Source organism: Nocardia sp. FBN12 (assembly GCF_054031145.1).
Genome location: NZ_CM132926.1, coordinates 2,109,743 through 2,131,263 on the forward strand (window position 1 = coordinate 2,109,743; position 21,521 = coordinate 2,131,263).

At 67.7% G+C, this 21,521-nt stretch carries 20 protein-coding genes; 10 read left to right on the forward strand and 10 right to left on the reverse strand.

Features of this window, described 5'->3' with window-relative positions:
- Positions 1 to 55: 55 nt before the first annotated feature.
- Positions 56 to 1,537 carry an FAD-dependent oxidoreductase gene (locus tag ACWZHB_RS10315; protein WP_427907712.1) on the reverse strand — a complete coding sequence of 494 codons (1,482 nt, stop codon included), beginning with the start codon at positions 1,535 to 1,537 and terminating at the stop codon, positions 56 to 58.
- Positions 1,538 to 1,717: 180 nt separating this feature from the next.
- On the opposite strand from ACWZHB_RS10315, the gene ACWZHB_RS10320 reads away from it, so the two are divergent.
- A complete protein-coding gene (locus ACWZHB_RS10320; RefSeq protein ID WP_427907713.1) occupies positions 1,718 to 2,209 on the forward strand; it encodes a glutathione peroxidase in 492 nt (163 codons plus the stop codon).
- Position 2,210: 1 nt separating this feature from the next.
- Here ACWZHB_RS10320 and ACWZHB_RS10325 read toward each other — a convergent pair whose 3' ends face one another.
- The 3 genes from ACWZHB_RS10325 to ACWZHB_RS10335 are packed head-to-tail and all read right to left on the reverse strand — an operon-like array spanning position 2,211 to position 6,460.
- The gene (locus tag ACWZHB_RS10325; protein ID WP_427907714.1) at positions 2,211 to 3,428 is read right to left on the reverse strand and encodes a DUF7373 family lipoprotein; all 1,218 of its coding nucleotides are present in this window, start codon (positions 3,426 to 3,428) and stop codon (positions 2,211 to 2,213) included.
- Positions 3,404 to 5,008 (reverse strand): serine/threonine-protein kinase, encoded by a 1,605-nt coding sequence (locus ACWZHB_RS10330; protein ID WP_427907715.1) that lies wholly within the window; start codon positions 5,006 to 5,008, stop codon positions 3,404 to 3,406. The genes ACWZHB_RS10325 and ACWZHB_RS10330 overlap by 25 nt, the downstream gene beginning before the upstream one ends.
- A 45-nt stretch (positions 5,009 to 5,053) precedes the next feature.
- Positions 5,054 to 6,460 (reverse strand): MFS transporter, encoded by a 1,407-nt coding sequence (locus ACWZHB_RS10335; protein ID WP_427907716.1) that lies wholly within the window; start codon positions 6,458 to 6,460, stop codon positions 5,054 to 5,056.
- 174 nt (positions 6,461 to 6,634) lie between these two features.
- Between ACWZHB_RS10335 and ACWZHB_RS10340 the strand changes: the two genes are divergently transcribed.
- Positions 6,635 to 7,465, forward strand: coding sequence for an SAM-dependent methyltransferase (locus ACWZHB_RS10340; protein WP_427907717.1), 831 nt, complete (start codon positions 6,635 to 6,637; stop codon positions 7,463 to 7,465).
- Between the two features lie 53 nt (positions 7,466 to 7,518).
- On the forward strand, positions 7,519 to 8,103 hold the full coding sequence (locus ACWZHB_RS10345; RefSeq protein ID WP_427907718.1) for a QsdR family transcriptional regulator: 585 nt from the start codon (positions 7,519 to 7,521) through the stop codon (positions 8,101 to 8,103).
- 50 nt (positions 8,104 to 8,153) lie between these two features.
- Here the strand turns inward: ACWZHB_RS10345 and ACWZHB_RS10350 are convergent, their stop codons facing one another.
- Complete coding sequence (locus tag ACWZHB_RS10350; protein WP_427907719.1) at positions 8,154 to 8,774, reverse strand: TetR/AcrR family transcriptional regulator; 621 nt, start codon at positions 8,772 to 8,774, stop codon at positions 8,154 to 8,156.
- Positions 8,775 to 8,832: 58 nt separating this feature from the next.
- Between ACWZHB_RS10350 and ACWZHB_RS10355 the strand changes: the two genes are divergently transcribed.
- Genes ACWZHB_RS10355 through ACWZHB_RS10370 form a run of 4 tightly spaced genes read left to right on the forward strand, consistent with a single transcriptional unit; the run spans position 8,833 to position 13,696 of the window.
- Positions 8,833 to 9,996 (forward strand): acyl-CoA dehydrogenase family protein, encoded by a 1,164-nt coding sequence (locus ACWZHB_RS10355; RefSeq protein WP_427907720.1) that lies wholly within the window; start codon positions 8,833 to 8,835, stop codon positions 9,994 to 9,996.
- A gap of 9 nt (positions 9,997 to 10,005) precedes the next feature.
- On the forward strand, positions 10,006 to 11,133 hold the full coding sequence (locus ACWZHB_RS10360) for an acyl-CoA dehydrogenase family protein (protein WP_427907721.1): 1,128 nt from the start codon (positions 10,006 to 10,008) through the stop codon (positions 11,131 to 11,133).
- Positions 11,133 to 12,257, forward strand: coding sequence for an alcohol dehydrogenase catalytic domain-containing protein (locus tag ACWZHB_RS10365; protein WP_427907722.1), 1,125 nt, complete (start codon positions 11,133 to 11,135; stop codon positions 12,255 to 12,257). The genes ACWZHB_RS10360 and ACWZHB_RS10365 overlap by 1 nt, the downstream gene beginning before the upstream one ends.
- Positions 12,254 to 13,696, forward strand: a complete 1,443-nt coding sequence (locus ACWZHB_RS10370) for an NAD-dependent succinate-semialdehyde dehydrogenase (protein ID WP_427907723.1) — start codon at positions 12,254 to 12,256, stop codon at positions 13,694 to 13,696. Before ACWZHB_RS10365 ends, ACWZHB_RS10370 begins: the two co-directional genes overlap by 4 nt.
- Positions 13,697 to 13,839: 143 nt before the next feature.
- Here the strand turns inward: ACWZHB_RS10370 and ACWZHB_RS10375 are convergent, their stop codons facing one another.
- Positions 13,840 to 14,304 carry an SRPBCC family protein gene (locus ACWZHB_RS10375; RefSeq protein WP_427907724.1) on the reverse strand — a complete coding sequence of 155 codons (465 nt, stop codon included), beginning with the start codon at positions 14,302 to 14,304 and terminating at the stop codon, positions 13,840 to 13,842.
- 417 nt (positions 14,305 to 14,721) lie between these two features.
- Here ACWZHB_RS10375 and ACWZHB_RS10380 point away from each other — a divergent pair, with 417 nt between their 5' ends.
- A complete protein-coding gene (locus ACWZHB_RS10380) occupies positions 14,722 to 15,135 on the forward strand; it encodes a hypothetical protein (protein ID WP_427907725.1) in 414 nt (137 codons plus the stop codon).
- A gap of 668 nt (positions 15,136 to 15,803) precedes the next feature.
- On the opposite strand, the gene ACWZHB_RS10385 is transcribed toward ACWZHB_RS10380, so the two are convergent.
- The 4 genes from ACWZHB_RS10385 to ACWZHB_RS10400 form a co-directional block, all read right to left on the reverse strand.
- On the reverse strand, positions 15,804 to 16,313 hold the full coding sequence (locus ACWZHB_RS10385; protein WP_427907726.1) for a MarR family winged helix-turn-helix transcriptional regulator: 510 nt from the start codon (positions 16,311 to 16,313) through the stop codon (positions 15,804 to 15,806).
- Positions 16,314 to 16,674: 361 nt separating this feature from the next.
- Positions 16,675 to 17,292, reverse strand: a complete 618-nt coding sequence (locus ACWZHB_RS10390; RefSeq protein ID WP_427907727.1) for a hypothetical protein — start codon at positions 17,290 to 17,292, stop codon at positions 16,675 to 16,677.
- Positions 17,293 to 17,502: 210 nt separating this feature from the next.
- Positions 17,503 to 18,243, reverse strand: coding sequence for a Crp/Fnr family transcriptional regulator (locus ACWZHB_RS10395; protein ID WP_427909127.1), 741 nt, complete (start codon positions 18,241 to 18,243; stop codon positions 17,503 to 17,505).
- Positions 18,244 to 18,404: 161 nt separating this feature from the next.
- Entirely contained in the window at positions 18,405 to 18,929 is a 525-nt protein-coding gene (locus ACWZHB_RS10400; RefSeq protein WP_427907728.1) for an IclR family transcriptional regulator, read from the reverse strand.
- Here ACWZHB_RS10400 and ACWZHB_RS10405 point away from each other — a divergent pair.
- Both ACWZHB_RS10405 and ACWZHB_RS10410 read left to right on the forward strand, forming a co-directional pair.
- Positions 18,928 to 20,286, forward strand: a complete 1,359-nt coding sequence (locus ACWZHB_RS10405; RefSeq protein ID WP_427907729.1) for an SLC13 family permease — start codon at positions 18,928 to 18,930, stop codon at positions 20,284 to 20,286. The genes ACWZHB_RS10400 and ACWZHB_RS10405 overlap by 2 nt on opposite strands.
- A 119-nt stretch (positions 20,287 to 20,405) precedes the next feature.
- On the forward strand, positions 20,406 to 21,503 hold the full coding sequence (locus tag ACWZHB_RS10410; RefSeq protein WP_427907730.1) for an AMP-binding protein: 1,098 nt from the start codon (positions 20,406 to 20,408) through the stop codon (positions 21,501 to 21,503).
- The last annotated feature ends 18 nt before the right edge of the window (positions 21,504 to 21,521 follow it).

Below are 21,521 nucleotides of genomic sequence, written 5' to 3' on the forward strand. Positions count from 1 at the left end.
GCGTGGCGCTGCAAGCAGAGTACTGACCGCGAGCGCGTGGTGGGTCGTGCGCGGCTCAGCCGGCCGCCGCGGCTTTGCCCGCGCGCCGGCCGTAGAAGCTGCCGTCGCCGAGCGAGGCCCCGCTGACGTAGCCGTACGCGCACAGTCCCGAGGTGCAGCGCCCGGCCGCGAACAGGCCCGCGATGGGCTCACCGCTGACGTGCAGCACCCGCGAATCCAGGTCGGTGCGCAGCCCGCCGAGGGTGAATCCGGCGGTGAATCCGCGCAGGTCGAAGCAGGCGAGCGAGCCCTTGATCGGGCGCACCCATTCGGGCTTCTTGCCGAGCACCGGGTCGGTGCCGTGCTCGGCGTGCTGGTTGTAGGTGGCGACGGTGGTCTGCAATGTCTGTGCGGGCAGGCCCATTTCGGCCTCGAGTTCGGCGACCGTCTCGGCGACCCACTTGGGCTGGAAGCGGAAGAACGGGGTGGCGCTCTCGGTGGCGAGCGCCTCCTCCAGCGAGGCCTCGTCGATGATCAGGAACGCCTGGTTGTCGTTCTGCAACAGCGTCGCCTGACCGATCCGGCCGGGGTAGGTGTCCTCGGTGACGTAGCGCTGACCGCGGCCGTTGACGAGGATGCCGCGCGCCATCATCTGCGGATCGCCGAAAATGGCCACCTCGCTGGCGTCCATGTGCGCCAGCTCGGCGCCGAGCGCCTGAGCCAGCCGGATGCCGATGCCGTCGTGTTCCTCGATGGCCGCGCCGGGCCTGCCGCTCAGACGCGGGGTGTAGCGGTCGATCATCTCGGTGTCATAGGCGAAACTGCCGGTCGCCAGCACGACACCGCGCGCGGCGCGCACGAGGACGGGCTTGCCGTAGGTGGTGGCCAGCACGCCGACCACTCGGTCCTGCTCGTCGACGACGAGCCGACGGATGCGGGTGTCGTACTCGACGTCGATGTCGAGTCCGGCGACGGTGTCGGCCAGCGGCTTCATCAGCATGTAGCCGCCGCTGCGCTCACCGATCTTCTTGCCCGCCAGCTCCGGAACATGGCCGCGCGGAGCGGGTTCGGCGATGTCGAGGAACGGCGCGGCGTTCTCGCCACCGGAGTACATCAGGCCCTCGTCGTGCGGGGGCTCCCAGCCGGGCTCGCCCCAGAACGACTCCTTGAACGGCACACCGCAATCGACGAGCCAGTTGTAGTGCTCGACGCTGCCCGCGCAGTAGTCGTTGATCTTCGCCGCGTCGACGCCGGGCCCGAGCGCCGCGGTGAGGAACGCCGCCATGTTCTCCGGGGTGTCGTCGAATCCGAGCGCTTTCTGCAGCGGTGTGCCGCCACCGAGGTAGACGAATCCGCCCGCCAGCGCCGCGGCGCCGCCCCAGCCGCCGGTCCGCTCCAGGATGAGCACCTTCGCACCGGCCCGCGCGGCTTCGATCGACGCGCACACGCCGGCGATGCCGTAACCGGCCACCACCACATCGGCCTCGAAATCCCACTGTGTCACCTCGCTCGCGCGCAGCGGGCGGACGGTGTCGATCCGATGTGGCTGTTCGCTCACGGTCTTCCTCCGGTGCTCGGGGTGCGGGCATGACTACCCATCACAGGAATGGTGCCGCCAACCGCGCGACAAAACAAGAACGTGTTACAGAATTTCCCGTCCAGCGGGACAGTTGCGTGCCGATCGGCCTCCGGTACGGTGGCGATCGAACCGACATAGACGAGATCTGGTGGTGATGTGATGAGCGCGAACATTCGAGACATTGCGGTGCAGACCCTGGCAGGCGAGGACACCACACTGGGTGAGCTGGCGGGTGAGCGGGCCGTGCTGCTCGTCAACGTGGCCTCCAAGTGTGGCCTGACCCCGCAGTACGGCGCCCTGGTGGAGCTGCAGAAGGCCTACGGCGAGCGCGGTTTCACCGTGATCGGCTTCCCGAGCAACCAGTTCATGGGTCAGGAGCCGGGCAGCGCCGAGGAGATCCAGGAATTCTGCTCGGTCACCTACGGTGTCGACTTCCCGCTGCTCGCCAAGGCCGATGTGAACGGCGACGACCGGCACCCGCTCTACGCCGCGCTGGTCGAGACCGCCGATGCCGAGGGTGCGGCGGGCGACGTGCAGTGGAACTTCGAGAAGTTCCTCGTCGGTCGCGACGGCACGGTCGCGGGCCGGTTCCGCCCGCGCACCACCCCCGACGCCGCCGAGGTCGTGCAGGCGATCGAAGCCCAGCTCTGAGCTATTGGGCGTTCGCCAGCAGCGCGTACTGTGCCGCCGCCTGCTGGCGAACGCCGGCCGGTTCGGCGCCGCTGACGAACGCGCCGTAGCGGCGGTAGTTCACATAGCAGCGGGTGAGCGCGGGTGCGCTGCCCGCCCGGCGCTCCGCGCAGCGCGCCTGCGGCACGTCCGCGGGCGCGGAGACGGGATGCGCGGCCGCGCTGAGGGTGTCCTGCCAGGTGGTGCCGAAAGCAACCGCCGCGGCATCGTCACGGAACCGGAACAGCGTGGTGCTGTAGGAATTCGACACGCTGTCCACGCCGCCGCGATCCCACGCCGCACCGAGCTCCGCGGGTTCGGTGGGGCGGTAGTGCGCGCTCGCGCGCCCCGGCCACGCGGCGAACTCGCGTGAGGAGATGGCGATCTGCTGATTGGCCGGACCGGGAATCAGCGTGCGGCGCAACAGCTCATCGGGATCGCGGGGGAGTTGGGCGATCTTGTCGGGTGCCGTCGGCGTGAACGCGTCGAGCAGCGGGATCTGGGCGTCGAGGACAGCCGAAACCCGTGTCGCGAGCGCATCGATATCCGGGGACGGATGCTGCAGGAACAGGCTCACCACGATCTCGCCGTGGGCGAAGGTCGCGCCGATCGTCTTGACGCCCGGTCGCCAATGTGCGTGCGCGGCAGGGTAGCCGGGGATCGGTACCGGCTGATTGTCCGGACTGACGCCGAAGTCGGTCGCCTCGAGGTCCCGCGCAGCCTCCTTGGCGACCTGAGCGCCGGGAAACCGCAACAGCACAACCCTGGTGATCCGCGCGTCGGTCTCGATCGCCGGCTTGGCCTTGTCGAAGGCCAGGGAGCCTTCGGCGATGTCGAACGCCACCATCATCCGATGCCGTTCCAGTACAGCAAGATTGACGCTGGAGATCGCCGAGGTGTCGGCGGCGCGCCGTGGGGTGTCAAGGACATCGGTGCCCCAGTTGTGGATCAGCGCTGGATCGACGTCGTGCGGAAACACCACAGCACCGGCCATCCTCAGACCTTCCAGAATCGGTCCGTCGGTGGACTTTCGACCCGCCTCGATGTCGGCGGGCGCCGTCGTGTAGCTGCCCACGTCGAGGGATCGCACGTCGATCTCGCCGGGCGTCGCGGCACCGTCGACGGTGCCGCAGCCGACGAGCAGAACCGCGAGCGCGCCCAGCGCCAGTCGCGCGGTCACAGGGGTGCGGTGCTCAGCCATTGGTCGATCATCTCCTGATGGGTGTGGCCCTTCCAGTACACCTGGAGCAGCACAGTCGAATACGGCGCGGCATCGAATCGGACGAGCAGCCACGGTCCGGTGGAGCCGTTGAAACTGTGCACGGTGAGCGGCCTGCCGTACCGCGACCGCAGCTGCTGGGTCGGCCCGGTGGGCAGGGTGGCGACGAACCGCCCGACGGTGTCGGCGTCGGGGTGCGCCAGCATCTGCATCTGCGCTCCCTCGCGATCGGTGCAGTCGAACCCCGTGTCCCACACCGCATCCGGGCTCTTCGTCGCGAAACTGCACCGCATCGCCCGGTACCCGACGCTCTCGGGATTCTCGGGGAGTAGACCAGGGAACAACGCCATCGTCGGCCTCGCTGCCGCCCACGGATCGACCCTGGTGGTCGTCGCACTGGTGATGGTCGTCGCGATACCGTCCGCGCCGCCCGAGTCCCGGCTCACGACCAGCGCGGTAGCCACCGCGGCAATCGCGGCCGACCCGGCCACTCCCGCCGCCAACCATCGTGCTGTACCTCGATGAGCTCGCGCGGTGCCGTCGAAGTGCTGACGATTCTCGGGCCCCGCCGGGTGTGCGACTCCCGCGGTGGCCCAGGGTTGTTCGCCCGCCGCATCGCCGTGATCGAGATACGGGCCGGGAGAGGGGAACGCTCGATCGGTGGGGTCGGGAGCGGGGCGGGTGAACGACCCGGCACGGGCGTCGGCGAACGGAGCGACTCCGGTTGCCAGCGCTGTCGTCGTCGCCGCGACCATTTCCGCGCAGCTGGTGAATCGATGGCCCGGATCTTTGGCCAGCGCCCGCGCGAAGACCGCGTCCACCGCGCTGGGCAGACCCGGCATCACCGCACTGATCCGCGGCACCGGCTGCATCACATGGGCGCCGATCAGCGCGCCGGCGTTGGTCGCGGTATACGGCGGTTGCCCGGCGAGCAGGTGGAACAGTGTGCAGGCCAGCGAATACTGGTCCGACCGAGGGCCCGCGGTGCGCCCGTCGAGCTGCTCGGGCGCCGCGTACCGCAGCGTTGCCACCAACGTGCCGGTCTCGGTCAGCGCGGTGCTCTCGTCGATCGCCTTCGCGATCCCGAAATCGGTGAGCAGCACCCGCTGATCGCTGACGTTCGCGCGCTCGCTCAGCAGAATGTTGGCCGGCTTGACGTCGCGGTGCAGCAACCCGGCCGCATGCGCGCAATCGAGCGCGTCCGCCGTGCATCGGGCGATGTGCAGTGCCAGATCCGGCGCCAAAGGTCCTGTCCGCAGGGCTGATTCCGCATCGCTGCCCGCGACATACTGCATCGCGATCCACAGCCGCCCGTCCTCGCTGCCGCGATCGTGGATCGCCACGATATTCGGGTGGTCGAGGCGCCCCGCGAGATCGGCTTCCCGCTCGAACCGCCCACGGAACACCGGATCAGCCGAAAACGAGGAGTGCAGCACTTTCACCGCGACCAGTCGCGGCAAGCGCGGGTGCCGGGCCGCGTACACACTGCCCATCCCGCCCGCCCCGAGCACCCGCTCGATTCGATAACCGGCGAAGATGTCACCGGCCCTGAGCTCGTGCATGGTGTCACGCTAGCTCAGGACCGATGACCTCGCGATCGCCCGCGCTCAGCGGCGGATCCGGTGCACGGCAACCGCGGCCGCCCCGGCGGCCACCAGCGCCGTCGCCATGCCGAGCAGGTGGGCGACCACCACGGCGTTCGTCGCCTCGAGTTCGAAGAACACCGACCCGATGCCGGCGATCCCGACCACCGTTCCCAGCTGCACACTGGTGGCGAGAATCCCGCTGGCATCGGCGGCGACCGTCACGGGCACCGCGGCGAGGGCCCGCGTCATCAACGGGCTGAACGCCAACCCGTTGCCGAGACCGAACAGCGCGAACGCGACCGACGCGGCAGGTCCGATGTCCGCGCCCTCGCCCAGTAGCCAGGCGAGCCAACCCAGCGAGACCGCGCTCACCACCAGCCCGAGCGGGATCATCCTCGAGTGCAGGTGGGCCGGGACTCGCTGCCAGGACAGTCCCGCCGCCGCGAATGTGGCGCCCATCGGCAAGAACTGCAGGCCCGCCCGCAGCGCGCCGTACCCGAGGTCGCTCTGCAGGTGGATCGCGCTCACGAACAGCCACCCACCGAACGTTCCCATCACCAGGAACAGCGTCGCGGCAGTGGCGAGCAGCCCGGGCGCCGCGAGGACCTGCGGCGCGAACAGTGGATCACGGCCGCGTGCGGCGACCGCGCGCTCGACCTGGACGAACACGACGAGTCCGAGCACCCCCGCGCCGAGACACAACCACGACCACAGCGGAAAACCGAGCTCACGGCCGAGTACCAGCGGCACGACCAGCAACAGCACGGTGGTCGTGAGTGTCATCAAGCCCAGCCCGTCGACCGTCCGGTCGGTGCGCGCCACGGCCACCGGGAGTACGCGCGGCGCCAGCACCAGCAGCGCGAGCCCGATCGGCACATTCACCAGGAACACCCCACGCCAACCGGTTCCGCCCAGATCGGCGTCGACGATCAACCCACCGAGAATCTGGCCCGCCAGCAAGCCACCGGAGACGATCGCCGCGTAGACGCCAAGCGCCCTGGCCCGGGCCGCTCCGGCGAAGGTGCGCTGGATCAGCGTCATCACCTGCGGCGCCAGCGCGGCCGCGCCGACACCCTGGCCGAACCGGAACACGATGAGCGACATCTCGTTCCACGCCAGCCCGCAGGCGAGTGAGGTCAGCGTGAACACCGCCAGGCCCGCGATGAACGTGCGTCGCTGCGTGCGGCGATCACCGAGCCGCGCGCCGCCGATCAGCAGAACCGCGTACGCGATGACGTACCCGGCGACGATCAATTGCAGTGCGGCCCCGCCGGTATCGAGGTTCGAGCGGATGGACGGGATGGCCACGTTGACGATGGAACCGTCGAGCACCGTCATGAACTGGGCGGTGAGGATCACGACGAGCACGGCGATCGAACGCCGGCCCGTCCCCGCATCGGGCACCGAAGGTTTGAGCATCTGGATCATGCGCTGATCGTGGGACCGGAAGGTCGGCGTGAATAGGAGCCCACCGATACGGGTACTCCAGCTACCCGGTTCGGCAACCGCGCGAGAACGGTGTCGGAATAGGTTGTCTACCAACGTAACCGATGCTCTAGGCTGAAATCGTCCAGTCGGCTCCCTGCCCGAAAGGCGTCACCGATGTCGCATTCTTCTGCTGCCTACCCCAGCGCTGTGCCGGTCGGGGTCGACACCACCCGCGCGAGTATCGCGCGGGTCTACGACGCCGCACTCAACGGCAAAGACAACTTCGACGTGGACCGCGAGGTGCTCGACCAGGTGCGCACGGTCGCGCCGCAGGTCAACGATCTGGCCTGGGCCAACCGTGATTTCCTGATCCGCGCCTGCCGATTCCTGGCCAGGGCGGGCATCGACCAGTTCCTCGACCTCGGATCGGGCCTGCCCACCGCGGAGAACACCCACCAGGTGGTCCAGCGGGTGAACCCCCAGTCCAAGGTCGTCTACGTCGACAACGACCCCTCGGTCCTCGTGCACGCGCAGGCGCTGTTGGCCAGCAACAGCCGCACCCGCATCGCCGAAGCCGACATCTTCCGCCCGCTGGAAGTCCTCGGCAACGAGACGGTCCGCCGCGAACTCGACTTCACCCGCCCCATTGCCCTGTTCCACATCGGCACCCTGCACCACTACCTGGGTGACGACGGCCCCGCCCTGATGCAGACCTACATCGACGCCCTGCCTTCGGGTTCGTTCGTCGCGATCGCCCACTTCCACGACCCGGAGACCCCCGGACACAGCGAACTCGCCAGGAAGATGGAAGAGAAGTTCATTCACAGCCCGATGGGCAGCGGCCGCTTCCGCACCCGCGATGAAATCCAGGCCATGTTCGGCAATCTCGAGATGGTCGAGCCCGGCCTGGTCCGCTGCGACGACTGGTGGTCCGACGGCCCGCACCTCACTCCGCTCAACGACGTCCGCAACTGCATCGTCGGCGGCGTCGGCCGCAAACGCTAGCCGAGCCGCGGCGCGTGCGCGGTCACACACGTACCGCGCCCTATGCTGTCGGCGTGGCACGCACCGAAGGAACTCGAGCGCCTGGGCGCCCGGCCGCGGCCAGCCGTGACGACGTGCTGGACGCGGCGGTCGCGGCATTCCTGGCAGGCAAACGGGTCGATGCGAATGCCATTGCCGCCCAACTCGGTCTGGGCCGCACCAGTATCTACCGGTGGTTCGGCTCCCGGGACGGGCTGCTCGGCGCGGCCTTGGCGCGCCAGCTGGAACGGATGGTCGCCTACGCCGAACGGCGTAGCACCGCGACCGGCGGGGAACGGCTTGCCGAGATCCTCGACCAGGCCATTCACTGGCTGGTCGAGGACGGTTCGCTGCGCGCCTATTTCGACCAGGAATCCACGGCGGCATTGCGCGTGATCACCCGCAGCGACGGGGTGGTGCACCCGGCGGCGGTCTCGATCGTCGAAGGTCTGCTCGAACGTGCCGAGGACCAGGGGTATCGGCCGCCCATCGACCGTGCCACTCTCGCGTACGCCCTGGTCCGGCTGTGGGAAGCGTTCCTGTACAACGACGCGGTGGCTGGTTTCCAAGGTGACGTGGAACGGCTGAGCCGCGTCCAAGCCGCCCTGTTGCGGGCGTAGGCGTACCCGCGGCGGCGCGTCTCTGACGAACGCCGACGCGTTCGCGCCTGTTACGCGGCGTTGCCGCTCATCGTCTCCCGCACGCCCGCGCAGTACCACCCGGCAATGGCGTCCAGCGCCGACTGTCGCGGAATCGGTCGCCGCATGCGGTGCCATTCGCCGGCCGCCGCCACGGTCGCCCCGATGAGGCCGTAGGCGAGCAGGCGGGTTCGATGCTGACCGCTGTCGCCGGGGTGCAGATGATCGGCCAGGTTCGCGACGAATTCGGTAGTGGCAGTGGCGATCCGGGCCTCTACCGCGGTGTCGCCGACCGCACCGGCTCCGAAAACCAGCTCCAGGGTGGAGTGTGGTCCGGATCCGACGAGATCGAACAGGACCCCCACCGTGCGGCGCACCCGGTCGAAGTCCGAGCCCGCCGCGCCGTCGATGATGCGCAACCTGTCCGTGAGCTCGTCGAGGTAGTCCAGAATCACCGCGAGGTAGAGCTCACTCTTGGTCGAGAAGTGCCGGTAGAGCACGGGTTTGGTGACATCGAGAACGGCGGTCACCGTGTCCATGGTGGTGCCGTGATAGCCGTGCACGGTGAAGGCTTTCCGTGCGGCCATGAGGAGCCGACCGCGCTGGCCGCGGTGGCCGGTGCGGAATCGGGACGTCGCGAAGGAAGTACTCATGTGCCGGATCCCTGCCTCTAATTTGATACACGAGGAACTCTATGTAACATACGGGACCATGCAACTGGCCTTCACCGAGGACGAGCTCGCCTTCCGCGACGAGCTGCGTGCCTTCTTCCGCCGTGAGATCCCCGCACACATCCGCGAGCAGCACCGGCACATGCACGAGCTGAGCAAGGACGACTACGTCGCCAACCAGCGCATCCTCAACGGCGCCGGGCTGGCAGTACCCCACTGGCCCGTCGAGTGGGGTGGCCGGGGCTGGTCGGCGGTGCAGCACCACATCTGGCATCACGAAATGCAGCTCGCCTCGGTGCCGGAGCCGCTCACCTTCAACACCAACATGATCGGCCCGGTCCTGGCCGAGTTCGGCTCGCCGGAGCTCAAGGCGAGGTTCCTGCCCGCGACGGCGAATCTCGACATCTGGTGGTGCCAGGGCTTTTCCGAGCCCGACGCCGGATCCGACCTGGCCTCGCTGCGCACCGTCGCGGTGCGTGACGGCGACGAATACGTGGTCAACGGCCAGAAGATCTGGACCACCGCCGCCCAGAGCGCGGACTGGATGTTCTGCCTGGTCCGCACCGACCCCGCCGCGCCGAAGAAGCAGGCGGGCATCTCGATGCTGCTGTTCCCCATGGACAGCCCCGGCGTGACAGTGCGCCCGATCGAACTGATCGACGGCGGCTTCGAGGTCAATGAAGTGTTCCTGGAGAACGTGCGCGTCCCGGCCGATCAGCTGGTCGGCCAGGAGAACCACGGCTGGACCTACGCCAAGTTCCTGCTCGGCAACGAACGCACCGGCATCGCCGCGGTCGGACAGACCAAGGTCCGGCTGGAACTGGCGAAGGAATACGCCGCGGGGACCAGGCTCGGCAACGGCACCCTCCTCGACGACGCGGCCTTCGCGGCGCGGATCGCCGACCTCGACAACGAGTTGCTGGCACTGGAGCTGGTGCAGCTGCGGGTCGCGGCGAGCTCGAGCGACGGCGCCCCCAACCCCGTCTCCTCGATTCTCAAACTGCGCGGCACCGAACTGCAGCAGGCCGTCACCGAACTGCTCGTCGACATCGCAGGCCCTGCCGCCGTCGCCAGGGTGGGGGAGACCGACGACTGGGCGCGCCGCACCATCGCCGGATACCTGAACTACCGCAAGACTTCGATCTACGGCGGATCGAGCGAAGTCCAGCGCACCATCATCGCCTCGACGATTCTCGGACTGTGAGCAACCACCATGGATTTCACCTTCACCCCTGAGCAGACCCTGCTGCGCGACACCGTCCGTAGCGTGCTGACCCGCCACTACACCCACGAACGCCGCGCCGAAGTGATCGCCGATGATCCCGGTTGGGATTCGAAGGTGTGGGCGGCCTTCGCCGAGATCGGCCTGCTCGGGCTGACCGTGCCGGCCGAGGACGGCGGCATCGGCGGCGGCCCGATCGAAACCATGCTCGCCATGGAGGAACTCGGCCGCACGCTGGCGCCGGAACCGGTCTTCGACTGCGCTCTGCTGCCCGCGCTCGTGATCGGCGGGGCCGGCACGCCGGACCAGCGCGCGGCCCTGCTTCCCGGCATCGTCGACGGCGAGCAGCTGTTCGCCTTCGCGCACGCCGAACCCGGCGTCCGTTGGCCGGAGGCGCGGTGCGCGACCCTGGCCGTCGACAGCGGTGACCGGTGGACCCTGACCGGTCGCAAAAGCCCTGTGTCCTCCGGTGATCGGGCCGGCCGGCTGATCGTCTCGGCCGTGGTACCCACCGGCGAGACCGCCCTGTTCCTCGTCGATGCCCGCGACGCGGCGGTCGTGCGCACCGCCTACCGCACCTACGACGGCCGCCGTGGCGCCGACATCGAATTCCGTGGTGCGCCCGCCGAACTGCTCGGCAGCAGCCTCGACGCCGGTGCGATCATCGACGAAGCCGTGATCACCACCCAAGCCGCGCTTGGTGCCGAAGCGGTCGGTGCGATGGCCGAGGCGTTGCGCCTGACCACCGAATATCTCAAGACCCGCAAGCAGTTCGGCGTCGCCCTGCGCACCTTCCAGACGCTCACCCATCGGGCGGCGGATATGTATGTCTCGCTGGAACTGGCCCGCAGCATGAGCCTGTACGCGGCGATGTCGTTGGCCGACGGAATCGTCGATCCGACGGTAGCCTCCCGCGCGAAACGGCGAATCGACTTGTCCGGCAAGCACATCGGCCAAGAGGCGATCCAGCTGCACGGCGGCATCGGGATGACCGCCGAATACCCGGTCGGCCATTACACCGCCCGGCTCACCACCATCGAGCACACCCTCGGCGACACCGGCGATCACCTGCGCTACCTGTCCGGACTCCTGGGTGAGTACGAGAAGGCGGAGATCTGATGCACATCCGTGGCGCGGTCCTCGACCAGCCCGACCGGCCGAGGCCCTTCGCGTCGTCGCGCCCCATCGGGGTATACGACCTCGAACTCGACGAACCCGGCCCGACCGAGGTGCTGGTCAGGATCGAAGCGGCCGGGGTGTGCCATTCCGATCTCAGTGTGGTCGACGGCAATCGGGCGCGGCCGCTGCCCATGCTGCTCGGGCACGAAGCCGCGGGCATCGTGCTGGCGCTCGGCGAACAGGTCGACGATGTGGCCGTCGGTGACCGGGTGGTCATGTCGTTCCTGCCGCGCTGCGAGCGGTGTGCGGCGTGCGCCCGCGGCGGAGCGCTGCCCTGCACCGAAGGAACACGGGCCAACACGGCGGGCGAACTGCTGCACCATCCGGGCAGACTGACCAGGGCCGGACAGCCCGTGCGCCACCATCTCGGCGTCTCCGGCTTCGCCACGCACGCGGTGATCGACCAAGCGTCGGTCGTCGTGGTCGGCCGTGATGTGCCGCCCGAGGTGGCGGCCTTGCTGGGATGCGCGGTTCTGACCGGCGGCGGTGCCGTGCTCAACGTCGCCGACCCGGGGCCCGAGGACGACCTGATGGTGGTCGGGCTGGGTGGTGTCGGCATGGCCGCACTGCTCACCGCGACCGCGATCGGGGTGCGGCGCATCGTGGCGGTCGATCGCCTGCCCGCCAAGCTCGAGGCCGCTCGCGACCTCGGTGCCACCGAAACATACACACCCGAACAGGTTGCCGCGCAAGGAATCCGGTCGCGCTATGTGATCGAGTGCGCAGGCCACCCGGCCGCGTTCGAAACCGCCTTCCTTGCCACCGCCCCCGGTGGCACCACCGTCACCGTCGGCCTGCCCGCCCCGTCGGCCACCGTGACACTGTCACCGCTGATGTTCACCGCCGAGGCCCGCACCGTGGTCGGTAGCTACCTCGGCTCGGCTGTACCGGCACGCGATATCCCCCGCTACGAGCAGATGTGGCGGGCAGGCAGGCTGCCGGTCGAGAAACTGATCTCCGCCCGCATCGGACTGGACGACCTCAACCAGGCCATGGATCAGCTCGCCGACGGTGCGGCCGTGCGTCAGGTCATCGTCTTCGCACCGGACATGGAGACACGATGACATCCACCCATACCGACCTGCCGGTCGCCCAGTTCCTCGGTGGCGACTGGGTGGACAGCGCCACGACGATGCCCGTGCACAACCCCGCCACCGGCGCCCAGATCGCGACCGTCGCCGACGGCGACGAGGCGACAGCCATCGCCGCGCTGGACGCCGCGGCCGCGGCGCAGGCGGACTGGGCGGGCACCGATCCGCGCCACCGCAGCGACATACTCCTGCGCGCGTTCGGCCTGCTGCATGCCGAAACCGACCGGATCGCCCGCACGATCACCCTGGAAATGGGCAAACCGCTCGCCGAGGCGCGCGGCGAAGTCGGCTACGGCGCCGAATTCCTGCGCTGGTTCGCCGAGGAAGCCACCCGCGGCAGCGGCGCCTACTTCCGCGCGCCGAGCGGCGGCGGCCGCATCGCGGTCCGGAAACAGCCGGTCGGCCCGGTTTTCGCGATCACCCCGTGGAATTTCCCCCTCGCCATGGTCACTCGCAAAGTGGCCCCCGCACTCGCCGCCGGCTGCACCGTCGTGCTCAAGCCCGCACCCCAAACCCCGCTCACCGCACTGGAATTCATGCGGATCCTGGTGGAAGCCGGCGTGCCGCCAGGCGTCGTCAACTGTGTGACGACCTCGCGCGCGCCACTGGTATCGGCGCCGATCATCGCCGACCGGCGGCTGCGCAAGCTCACCTTCACCGGCTCGACCGCGGTCGGACGCACCCTGCTTACCCAAGCGGCGCAAGGAGTCCTGCGGGTCTCGATGGAACTCGGCGGCAACGCACCCTTCGTCGTCCTGGAGTCCGCCGACCTGGACAAGGCCGTCGGCGGCGCGGTGCTCGCCAAATTGCGCAACGCCGGGCAGGCCTGCGTCGCCGCCGACCGCTTCCTGGTCCACGAAGCGCTGGCGGCGGAGTTCACCGAACGGTTCCTCGCCGCCGTTTCCGCGCTGCCGCTGGGCGATGGCCTCGACCGATCCACTCGCCTCGGACCTGTGATCGACGGGGCGGCAGTGCGTCGGATCACCGCCCTGATCGACGAAGCGGTCGACGGTGGCGCACACCTGCACACGGTGGGTCCCGACATCGACAGACCAGGTCATTTCGTGCGGCCCGCGGTGCTGACCGACGTCGACACCCGAAGCCGCCTCTGGAGTTCGGAGGTCTTCGGCCCTGTGGCTGCGATCCGCACGTTCACCGACCCGGCACAGGCACTGCACCTGGCCAACGACACCGACGCGGGCCTGGCAGGCTATGTGTTCGGCGAGAACCTCGGTGACACCCTGGAATTCGCCGAGAACTTGCGGACCGGCATGGTCGGGGTGAACACCGGCGTGATCTCCGACCCCGCCGCACCCTTCGGCGGGATGAAGTCGTCCGGGCTCGGACGAGAGGGTGGTAGCACCGGATTGGCGGAGTACCAGGAGATGCAGTACCTGGCCATCGCCCGCTGACAGGCCAGGCGGGGGCACCCATGGCTCGTCGGCCTTTTCCGGCACCGAGGGTACTGAGTTACCGTCGCCGAGCTCGGACGCCTGGTCGGCTGTGCGAGCTGACCGGGCGCCCGAGCCGCTCGACACAGCCTGACCATGCGGAACTATTTCTGGATGGTGCGGGCGAGGATGCCGAGGGTGGCCCGCAGTGCCGACTCGGGGATGATCGGGAAGATGGCCGCTTCACGGTAGCGGGGCGCGATCTTGCTCCAGTCGTAGTACGAGGTGACCAGTGTCCCGGTGTCGGTGGGCTCCAAGCGATAGCCGTACAGGTGCTCGATCGGCGGCTTGATGGTGCCCGAGATTGTCCACTCGAGCTGCTTGTCCTGCTCGAATTCGGTGATGATCACGGTCACGTCGTATCTGCCCATCGGGAGGTCGTTGAGCGACTCCCGGTCCATGTGCACGACGAACTCGTCGCCGACACCGGTGACGGGTTTCCCTTCCGCCGATTGCAGCATGCCCGAACTGTCAATGGCCACATGCCCTTCCGGCGAGCACAGCAGCGTGAAGATTTCTGCGGGTGACGCGGTGACATGCCGCTGGACCTCGAACCGTTCTACCGTCATGCCCTCCACCCTCGCATACTCGACGTCGATGCACTCCGCGTGCGAAGCCCGCCGAAAGCCGGACCTCGACGGCGGCCGGGTGCCGCTGCGGATCGGGCCGCAGATGACGGCACCGGCCGGCGCACTCAGATCACTGTGGTTCCGCAAGCTCGCGTCCACGCCCGTGATTACAAGAAGGCGTTTGCCGCGCGGCTCACCGAAACTGCTCGCGAGGGCGGCGCACCGACCCCGAACAGCTCAGCGAGCAACTGGCACTGCTCCTGGACGGCGCCTCGGCACGCAACCAAGTCCTCGAGTCCGACACTTTCGCCACGGCCGCCGCCATCGCCGTCGTCCTCGTCGACAACGCCATCCCCACGGCCCCGGCCGGCGCAAGCGTTACCGAGTAGGTGGCCGGCTCTGCCCTACGGCGCAACCATGCCGTGCCTCTTCGGCACGCGTGCCTATTTCGCGGCCGCCACCTTTGAAGATGTAGCCGGTGGGTGCGCGATCGATGGAGTCGGACGCGCCGACTTCGTCGGCGGCGGGGGCTTGGTCGTCGATGTGATTGTCGGCGCCGAGGGCGTCGTGGACACCGTCGATGCCGTGGTCGAACTCGCCGGAATCGTGGTCGTCGTGGGTTCGGTCGGTGCCGTTGTCGTGGTGATCGGCACTGTGGTGGTCGGGTCGGCAGTGACGGTGATGGTCGACGGAGCAGCCGATACCGTCACCGTGCGCGGACCGGCTGTCACCGTGACCGTCGATGTGTCCGTCGGAGTCATGGTGACGGTCACCATGGGTATCGAAGTGGGGGTGACCGTACCCGGGTCCGGCGCACTCGACGTGTCCTGAACCGAAACACTCGCCGTGGCAGAGAAACTCGCGTTCAGCGACGCGACCGGCGGGGTTGTGGGCGAGGGATCCGTCGGCACGGCTGTCGTCGTTTCCGTCGGAGTGGGCGTGTTCGGGGCGTCGTCGGTGGAATCGGCGGAAGGTCGGGTCGTCCCGGTATTGGTAGCCGTGTCGGCGGCCGAGACGTCACCTGGTGCGGGGATCTGGCTCGGTGCGTCATATGTCGTGCCGGTAGTCGTCACATTGGATCGGCCGCGGGCGGCGCTGTTGCCGAAATGCTGTGTGGTGGATTCGCCCGGGAACGCCGCCGCATTGTTCGCCCGCACCGGCAGGCTCGAATCCGTCCGCACCATGATCGATATCCCGATCGCCGTGGTCACCAACGCAGCCGCCACGCCCACACACGACATCCGCCGCCGAAGCCGATCGGGCGATGGCGCCGCGGCCTGCACGCCGCGCCGCCTGGAATTCCGGGGCCCAGGTCCAGTATTGATGGTCGGCCCCACGATGGGGTCGTCGCTATTGCCGGCGGTGTGCATCAAACTCCTGCTTTCTCCCTCGGGATGTGCCGACCGCGGGGAATCAGCGGCGGAGGTTCGGGCGTCGAATTCCAGCAGTTCTGCCGAATATCGAATCGCGAGCAGTGCGGTGCTATGTGATCGAGATTCTCATGGTCTCGAGTAGGGGTCCACGTCGCGCAGCCGTTGCCGATGAATTCTTTGCAGTTCGCCCGCGCGGGTGAGGAAATCGGCGATTATTTCGAGTTCGGCGGTGTCGTAATAGCTCAGCAGCATCTTGTAGCTCTCGACGATCATGGGTACGACGAGTTCCTGGACGCGATGGGCCGCGAGTTCGGTGGCCATCACAATTACGCGGCGGCGATCGGTCGGGTGCAGTGAGCGCGCGATGTAGCCCTGCTTTTCCAGCCGGTTGAGCATGATCGTGACGCCGGCCGCGGTGAGGCCGAGCCGTTCGGCCAGCCTTCCCGGCGTCGTGGACTTCTCGTCCTCGAGCAGGACGATCTCCAGTGCTCGTCGATCGGTCTCGTTCACGCCGAGCACTCTGATCAATTCGCGGATCAGATCCTCGACGGTTCCGTGATAGAACTCCAGTGCCCTTTTGAGCTCGACCGAGATCCGGGCGGGTTCGCTTGTTGTCGGGCACACGGGCTTTCCCATCGATCACTTGAAACATCAAACCGCTCAGCAGAAGTCACCTCCTGCACCATCGATCGACCGGCAGCCGAAAGCGGCTGACGACCATCACGAAAGCGGCGCCGCTCCGGCCGTCGAAGCGGCCGTGGCTGTGCCGGACATGCACTGTACGACAGACCGGCCGCGGTGAAGTGCGCATCGGATTATTCGGTCGAAGTGGTTTCAGGGCACCAAACATGAAGCAGCGCAACCACTATCGGAAACGGCGGTTTGCCGGCCCGGCTCGGGTGGAACCGGACCGGGCTGCTGAGGCAACCCGGTCCGGGTGCGTTCACCACGGGCCGCCGGATCGGAACCCGGTCACCCCGTGGCACCCGTCAGTGGCTCAGATGACAGTGGTGGTGGTCAGGGTCGGGGATAGGTTCGGGTAGCACGAGGTAGCGACATTGCCGACAAATGAGACATTGGTCGTCATGGTCATGCCGGGGCTGGTGTAGCTGGTCCCCGCGTACTTGCTGGTGATCGACGTTCCGGCGGCGCCCGCGGTGACGTTGACGGTCACCGCGGGCGGGGTGAAGCTGGTGCCGCCGGCGATCGGGCCAGGCACGGTCAGAACGACATTTCCACCCGACGTGGCGACGGTTCCTGCCACGGTACCCCCGGAGGCGGTGGCCGAGACCAGCGTCGAATTCGCCGGGGTCGGAATGGTCATCTTGAGGTTGCTGATGTTGTTCACAGTGAAACCGGACGCCGAACTGGGAACCGACGAGGCTCCGGGTGTGATCGTGATGGCCACCGCGGAACCCGACGCTGCCGAGCTCGGCGCGGTGCCGGTGACCGAGGTGTTCATGTTGGAGGTTTGGCCGATACCGAGGACTGTGCCCCGGCAGCTCCAGTTCACGCTGACGGGGGCGGCATTGACCGGTGCGGCCAGACAAAAGACGGTAGCGACGGCCACCGGGGTAAGAAAGCCGGCACGAAACAGGGTCGAGGTCGATCTCATGGCGATCTCCAGGAAATGTAGAGCAGCGGTGTGACGGGTTGTCGAACCGCAAAGTGATGTTCAAAAAATATAGCTTGCTCTCACCATTTCGTGGTTGAAATCGCTATTCCAAAGGTGCGGAAATATCATTATCCGCTATTAGATATTTGCTCCTAATAGTTAATCGAAGAAAGGTTTCCGCATGACCGGATATCGCTGATCGTCGGCTGGTCAGGGATTGAGAATCTTCGCTGTGAGCTGCCGCAATCCCTCGGCATCGTCGATGTCGACGCTCGCCGGGCCGACAGTGATCAGCCGGTGTCGTTCGAATTCCTCGACAACCTTGTGCAGCGACGCGCTTCGCGCACCGAGCATGGCGGCGAGCGTGCGCTGGTCCAGCCGCACCGACCCGTCGACGGCTTCGTCGAGCAGCAATTGGGCCACCTGAACCGGGAGCGGACGGCCGAGGACATTGATCAGCCGGGCCTGACCCGTCGAAACCCGTTGCGCCACACTGGAGAGCCAGCGTCGCGCCAGCTCGGGGTGGGTGGCGAGCAGCGTGTCGAAGTCGCGTTGCGACAGGTACAGGCACTCCACGTCGGTGAGTGTGCGCGCGGTGTAGGCCACGGGCATGACCAGCAGGAGTGCGATATCGCCGTCGACATCGCCGGGACTGAGCATGCCGACCACCGCACGCTGCTTGCCCGACTCGACGGACAATTCGACCTGGCCCCGCCGCACGATCCACACCCCGTCCGGCGGTAGGTCCGCCGAGAACATCACCGATCCGGCGGGCAGCGATCTGGGCTCGAGACGATCGGCGAGGGTCGCGAGGTCCCCTGGCTGCAGGGGAGCGGCGGCGCCGCGGCCCACCCACCGCGCGACCCAGGCCGCGTGGCGCACCCGGTGGTCGTCGAAGGACTGCTCACCCATCTCGTGCAGCAAGTGCGAAAACGTTCGGTGGCTGTGCATCATCGCCTGCTCCTGGAGGTGCGTACGAACCTGTCAACCAGATCTCCATTGTCCTCCCATCGGCGACAGAACGCGATGGCGACGTTCACCCCCTTCTGCCGCGTGGCGCAACGGCGCCGACCCGAGAATCAGCAGTGCTGACCTCGGGCCGGGCTATGGATTCACAGTGTCGCGTGGATCTTGCGCGCTGATTCGTAGACGGCTGTGCCGTAGGTTTCAAACTTTTCCGGGGTGATCCGGCTGGTGGGTCCCGATACCGATATCGAGCCGACAGGTTGTTCTCGTGCGTCGAGAATGGCCGCGCCGATGGCGGTGATGCCGCTGCTGAGGCCCTGGTCGTTGATCGAGTAGCCGCGGGCGCGGATCGCCTCGAGTGTGCGGCGCACGGTATCGGGATCGGTGATGGTGTGCGACGTTCGGGGTTGGAGGTCGCCCGCGAGGTAGTCGTTGACGTACTCAGCAGAGCTTGCGGCAAGGAAGGCAAGCCCGGTCGCGGAGGCGTGGAGGGGAATGCGCTGACCCAGAGGCAGGAATGCCCGCAGGGGGTGCGCGGTGTCGAGACGTTCGATCAGCACCAGTTCGTCGCCATCGGGCGCGCACAGGTGAACGGTTTCGGTTGTCCGCAACTGGAGTTCGTTGAGGAACGGCAGAGCTGTGTCGCGTCCCGGCGGAAGGGCAGGAATCATGACAGGGCAGATTGCGGCGTTCGTCGGCATATTCGCAGTCGCGACACTGCGAAAGGCGCATATCGGTGTGCTGATGTTCGCCGCCGCCTGCGGAGTCGGGATAGGGGTGGCGCACCTGCCGCTCGACGAGGTGATCGCCGAATTCCCGGTGAAAATCCTGGTGCTGCTGGTCGGGGTGACCTACTTCTTCGGCATCGCGCAGGTCAACGGGACGATCGACCGGATTATCGAAGCCGCGCTCGCCTCGGTCGGCGGCAAGACGGAGCTGCTGCCACCCGTATTCTTCCTGTTGACAGCGGGTATCTCGGCGATGGGGTCGCCGCTCGGCGGATTGGTGATGGCGCCGATCGGAATGGCGGTCGCCGACAAGCGCGGCATCGATCCGATGTTGATGGGATTGGCGATGGGCACCGGGTTGAGTGCGGGCGCATTCGCGCCCACCAGTCTTTTCGGCATCGTCACCTATGGGACCGCGCACGCGGCGGGTATCGAACTGAGTCCGCTCCTACTGTTCGCCGTGGCGGGTCTGGTCAATGTGGCGCTGTTCGGCTGCGCGTACTGCATCTTCGGCGGGCTCGCGTTGTTGCCGCGGCAGCGGTCCACCGTGGTCGAGCCGATGTCCGAGTCCGACACCCTGGTGTCGGTCGGCGGCGGGCCTGGTGCAGGCGCGTTCGCCCGGGGTGCGTCCGCCGCCGCGACCGACCGCGATGATGGCTCGGATGGTTCAGCTGCGCAACGCTTTTCCCGCGTCCAACTGATCACGGTCTGGTGCATGGTCGGCCTGCTCGTCGCGGTGATAGCGCTGTCGCTGGCCGACCGCGACCCCGATATCGGCGTGCTCGCCTTTGCCTTCGGCGCCGTACTGACCCTCGTCGATCCAGTCTCCGGGAACAAGGCCGTCACCAAAGTCGACTGGCCCACTGTGCTGCTGGTCGGCGGCATCATCACCTACGCCGGGGTCCTCGACGAGATGGGCGCGGTGGACCTGCTCGGTGACTTCGCGGGAAAGGTCGGGATCCCGCTGCTCGCCGCCCTGGTCATCTGCCTGATCGGCGGCCTGGTTTCCGCCTTCGCCTCCACCACCGGAATGCTTGCGGCCCTGGTGCCTTTGGCACTGCCGCTGGTCGCCTCCGGCGATGTACCAGGCTGGGCGCTGATCTGCGCGCTCGGTATCTGTGCGTCGATCGTCGATGTCTCACCGTTCTCGACCGTCGGTGCGACCTATGTCGCCACCACCGTCGACGAAGGGCAGCGGCCCCGCATGACGCGCCTGCTCACGCGCTGGGGCATGTCGATGGTCGTGCTGGGGCCGATCGTGCTTGTCGGTGTCCTGGTTGCTCCCGGCATGGCGCTGTGACCAGTGTCGATCGGCGCCCGTTGCCGTCGCCGAACAGATGACCGCCCGCACCGCCGCGTACGGCCGTGCATCGATGCCGCGTGGCACCCGCCCAGCAGAATCGAAAGGATCGCCCCACAATGCTTTTGAGTAGCCTCGACCCCGCCGACGCGAACAACTCCGATCGGCCCGATACGGTCGCCATCGGTACGGAAATGATGGGACGCGCAGATCTGTCCCGCGCGGCAGCCGCATTCGCGGCCTCCCTGCCGGACGCGGGGCCCCTTGCGGCCGGTATCGACGCGGTCGCCGAGGCGTGGAACTGGAACGCCGATGACACCGTCGTTCATGGCCTGCCGCTGTTTCACATGCATGGACTCGTCCTCGGAGTGCTCGCCTCGCTGCGGATCGGCTCGCGAGTCGCGCACACTGTCACGTCGCTTCCTGACCGATATGCAGCCACCCCCGGGTCGATGTACTTCGGCGTCCCGACCGTGTGGTCGCGTATCGCAGCCGACCCCGCATCGGCCCGAACTCTCAGCCGGGCAAGACTATTGGTCTCCGGCAGCGCACCGCTGCCCGTCCCGGTGTTCGACGGGCTCGCCGCGCTCACCGGACAGGCTCCGATCGAGCGTTACGGCATGAGCGAAACCATGATCACGCTGAGTACCCGGGCCGACGGCCAGCGCAGGCCGGGCTGGGTCGGTAATCCGTTGCGCGGTGTGCGGACTCGGCTGCGCGCCGATACCGGCGACACGGTTCCGCACGATGGCGACAGCATCGGCCGCCTGGAAGTCCGCGGTCCCATGCTCTTCGATGCTTACCTCAACCGCCCCGACGCCACTGCGGCATCGTGGACCGACGACGGGTGGTTCCGGACCGGCGATATCGCGGTCTGTGGCGCGAACGGCTGCCACCGCATCGTCGGCCGTGAATCGGTCGACCTGATCAAGTCCGGCGGCTACCGGATCGGCGCGGGTGAGGTCGAAGCCGCGTTGCTCGCCCATCCGGGCGTGCGCGAAGCCGCGGTCGTCGGCCATCCCGACCCTGACCTCGGTCAACGCGTCATCGCCTATATCGTCGCAGAAGGGGCTTCGCCGCTGAACTTCGAGAAGGCGCTGATCGAGCACGTTGCCGCGACCCTGTCTCGCCACAAGCGTCCCCGGAACGTCATCTTCCTCGAAGCCCTGCCCCGCAACGCCATGGGCAAGGTCCAGAAGACGCAACTATGTCTGTGACTCGCGGGGCGCATCGCG

Excerpts from the sequence above, each read along its gene's own strand:
- ACWZHB_RS10380 (WP_427907725.1), top strand. The coding sequence starts at position 14,722 with ATGCCGTGCCTCTTCGGCACGCGTGCCTATTTCGCGGCCGCCACCTTT.
- ACWZHB_RS10325 (WP_427907714.1), bottom strand. The coding sequence starts at position 3,428 with ATGGCTGAGCACCGCACCCCTGTGACCGCGCGACTGGCGCTGGGCGCG.
- ACWZHB_RS10410 (WP_427907730.1), top strand. The coding sequence starts at position 20,406 with ATGCTTTTGAGTAGCCTCGACCCCGCCGACGCGAACAACTCCGATCGG.
- ACWZHB_RS10375 (WP_427907724.1), bottom strand. The coding sequence starts at position 14,304 with ATGACGGTAGAACGGTTCGAGGTCCAGCGGCATGTCACCGCGTCACCC.
- ACWZHB_RS10320 (WP_427907713.1), top strand. The coding sequence starts at position 1,718 with ATGAGCGCGAACATTCGAGACATTGCGGTGCAGACCCTGGCAGGCGAG.
- ACWZHB_RS10385 (WP_427907726.1), bottom strand. The coding sequence starts at position 16,313 with ATGGGAAAGCCCGTGTGCCCGACAACAAGCGAACCCGCCCGGATCTCG.
- ACWZHB_RS10405 (WP_427907729.1), top strand. The coding sequence starts at position 18,928 with ATGACAGGGCAGATTGCGGCGTTCGTCGGCATATTCGCAGTCGCGACA.
- ACWZHB_RS10400 (WP_427907728.1), bottom strand. The coding sequence starts at position 18,929 with ATGATTCCTGCCCTTCCGCCGGGACGCGACACAGCTCTGCCGTTCCTC.
- ACWZHB_RS10350 (WP_427907719.1), bottom strand. The coding sequence starts at position 8,774 with ATGAGTACTTCCTTCGCGACGTCCCGATTCCGCACCGGCCACCGCGGC.
- ACWZHB_RS10340 (WP_427907717.1), top strand. The coding sequence starts at position 6,635 with ATGTCGCATTCTTCTGCTGCCTACCCCAGCGCTGTGCCGGTCGGGGTC.
- ACWZHB_RS10390 (WP_427907727.1), bottom strand. The coding sequence starts at position 17,292 with ATGAGATCGACCTCGACCCTGTTTCGTGCCGGCTTTCTTACCCCGGTG.
- ACWZHB_RS10370 (WP_427907723.1), top strand. The coding sequence starts at position 12,254 with ATGACATCCACCCATACCGACCTGCCGGTCGCCCAGTTCCTCGGTGGC.
- ACWZHB_RS10355 (WP_427907720.1), top strand. The coding sequence starts at position 8,833 with ATGCAACTGGCCTTCACCGAGGACGAGCTCGCCTTCCGCGACGAGCTG.
- ACWZHB_RS10395 (WP_427909127.1), bottom strand. The coding sequence starts at position 18,243 with ATGCACAGCCACCGAACGTTTTCGCACTTGCTGCACGAGATGGGTGAG.
- ACWZHB_RS10330 (WP_427907715.1), bottom strand. The coding sequence starts at position 5,008 with ATGCACGAGCTCAGGGCCGGTGACATCTTCGCCGGTTATCGAATCGAG.
- ACWZHB_RS10365 (WP_427907722.1), top strand. The coding sequence starts at position 11,133 with ATGCACATCCGTGGCGCGGTCCTCGACCAGCCCGACCGGCCGAGGCCC.
- ACWZHB_RS10360 (WP_427907721.1), top strand. The coding sequence starts at position 10,006 with ATGGATTTCACCTTCACCCCTGAGCAGACCCTGCTGCGCGACACCGTC.
- ACWZHB_RS10335 (WP_427907716.1), bottom strand. The coding sequence starts at position 6,460 with ATGATCCAGATGCTCAAACCTTCGGTGCCCGATGCGGGGACGGGCCGG.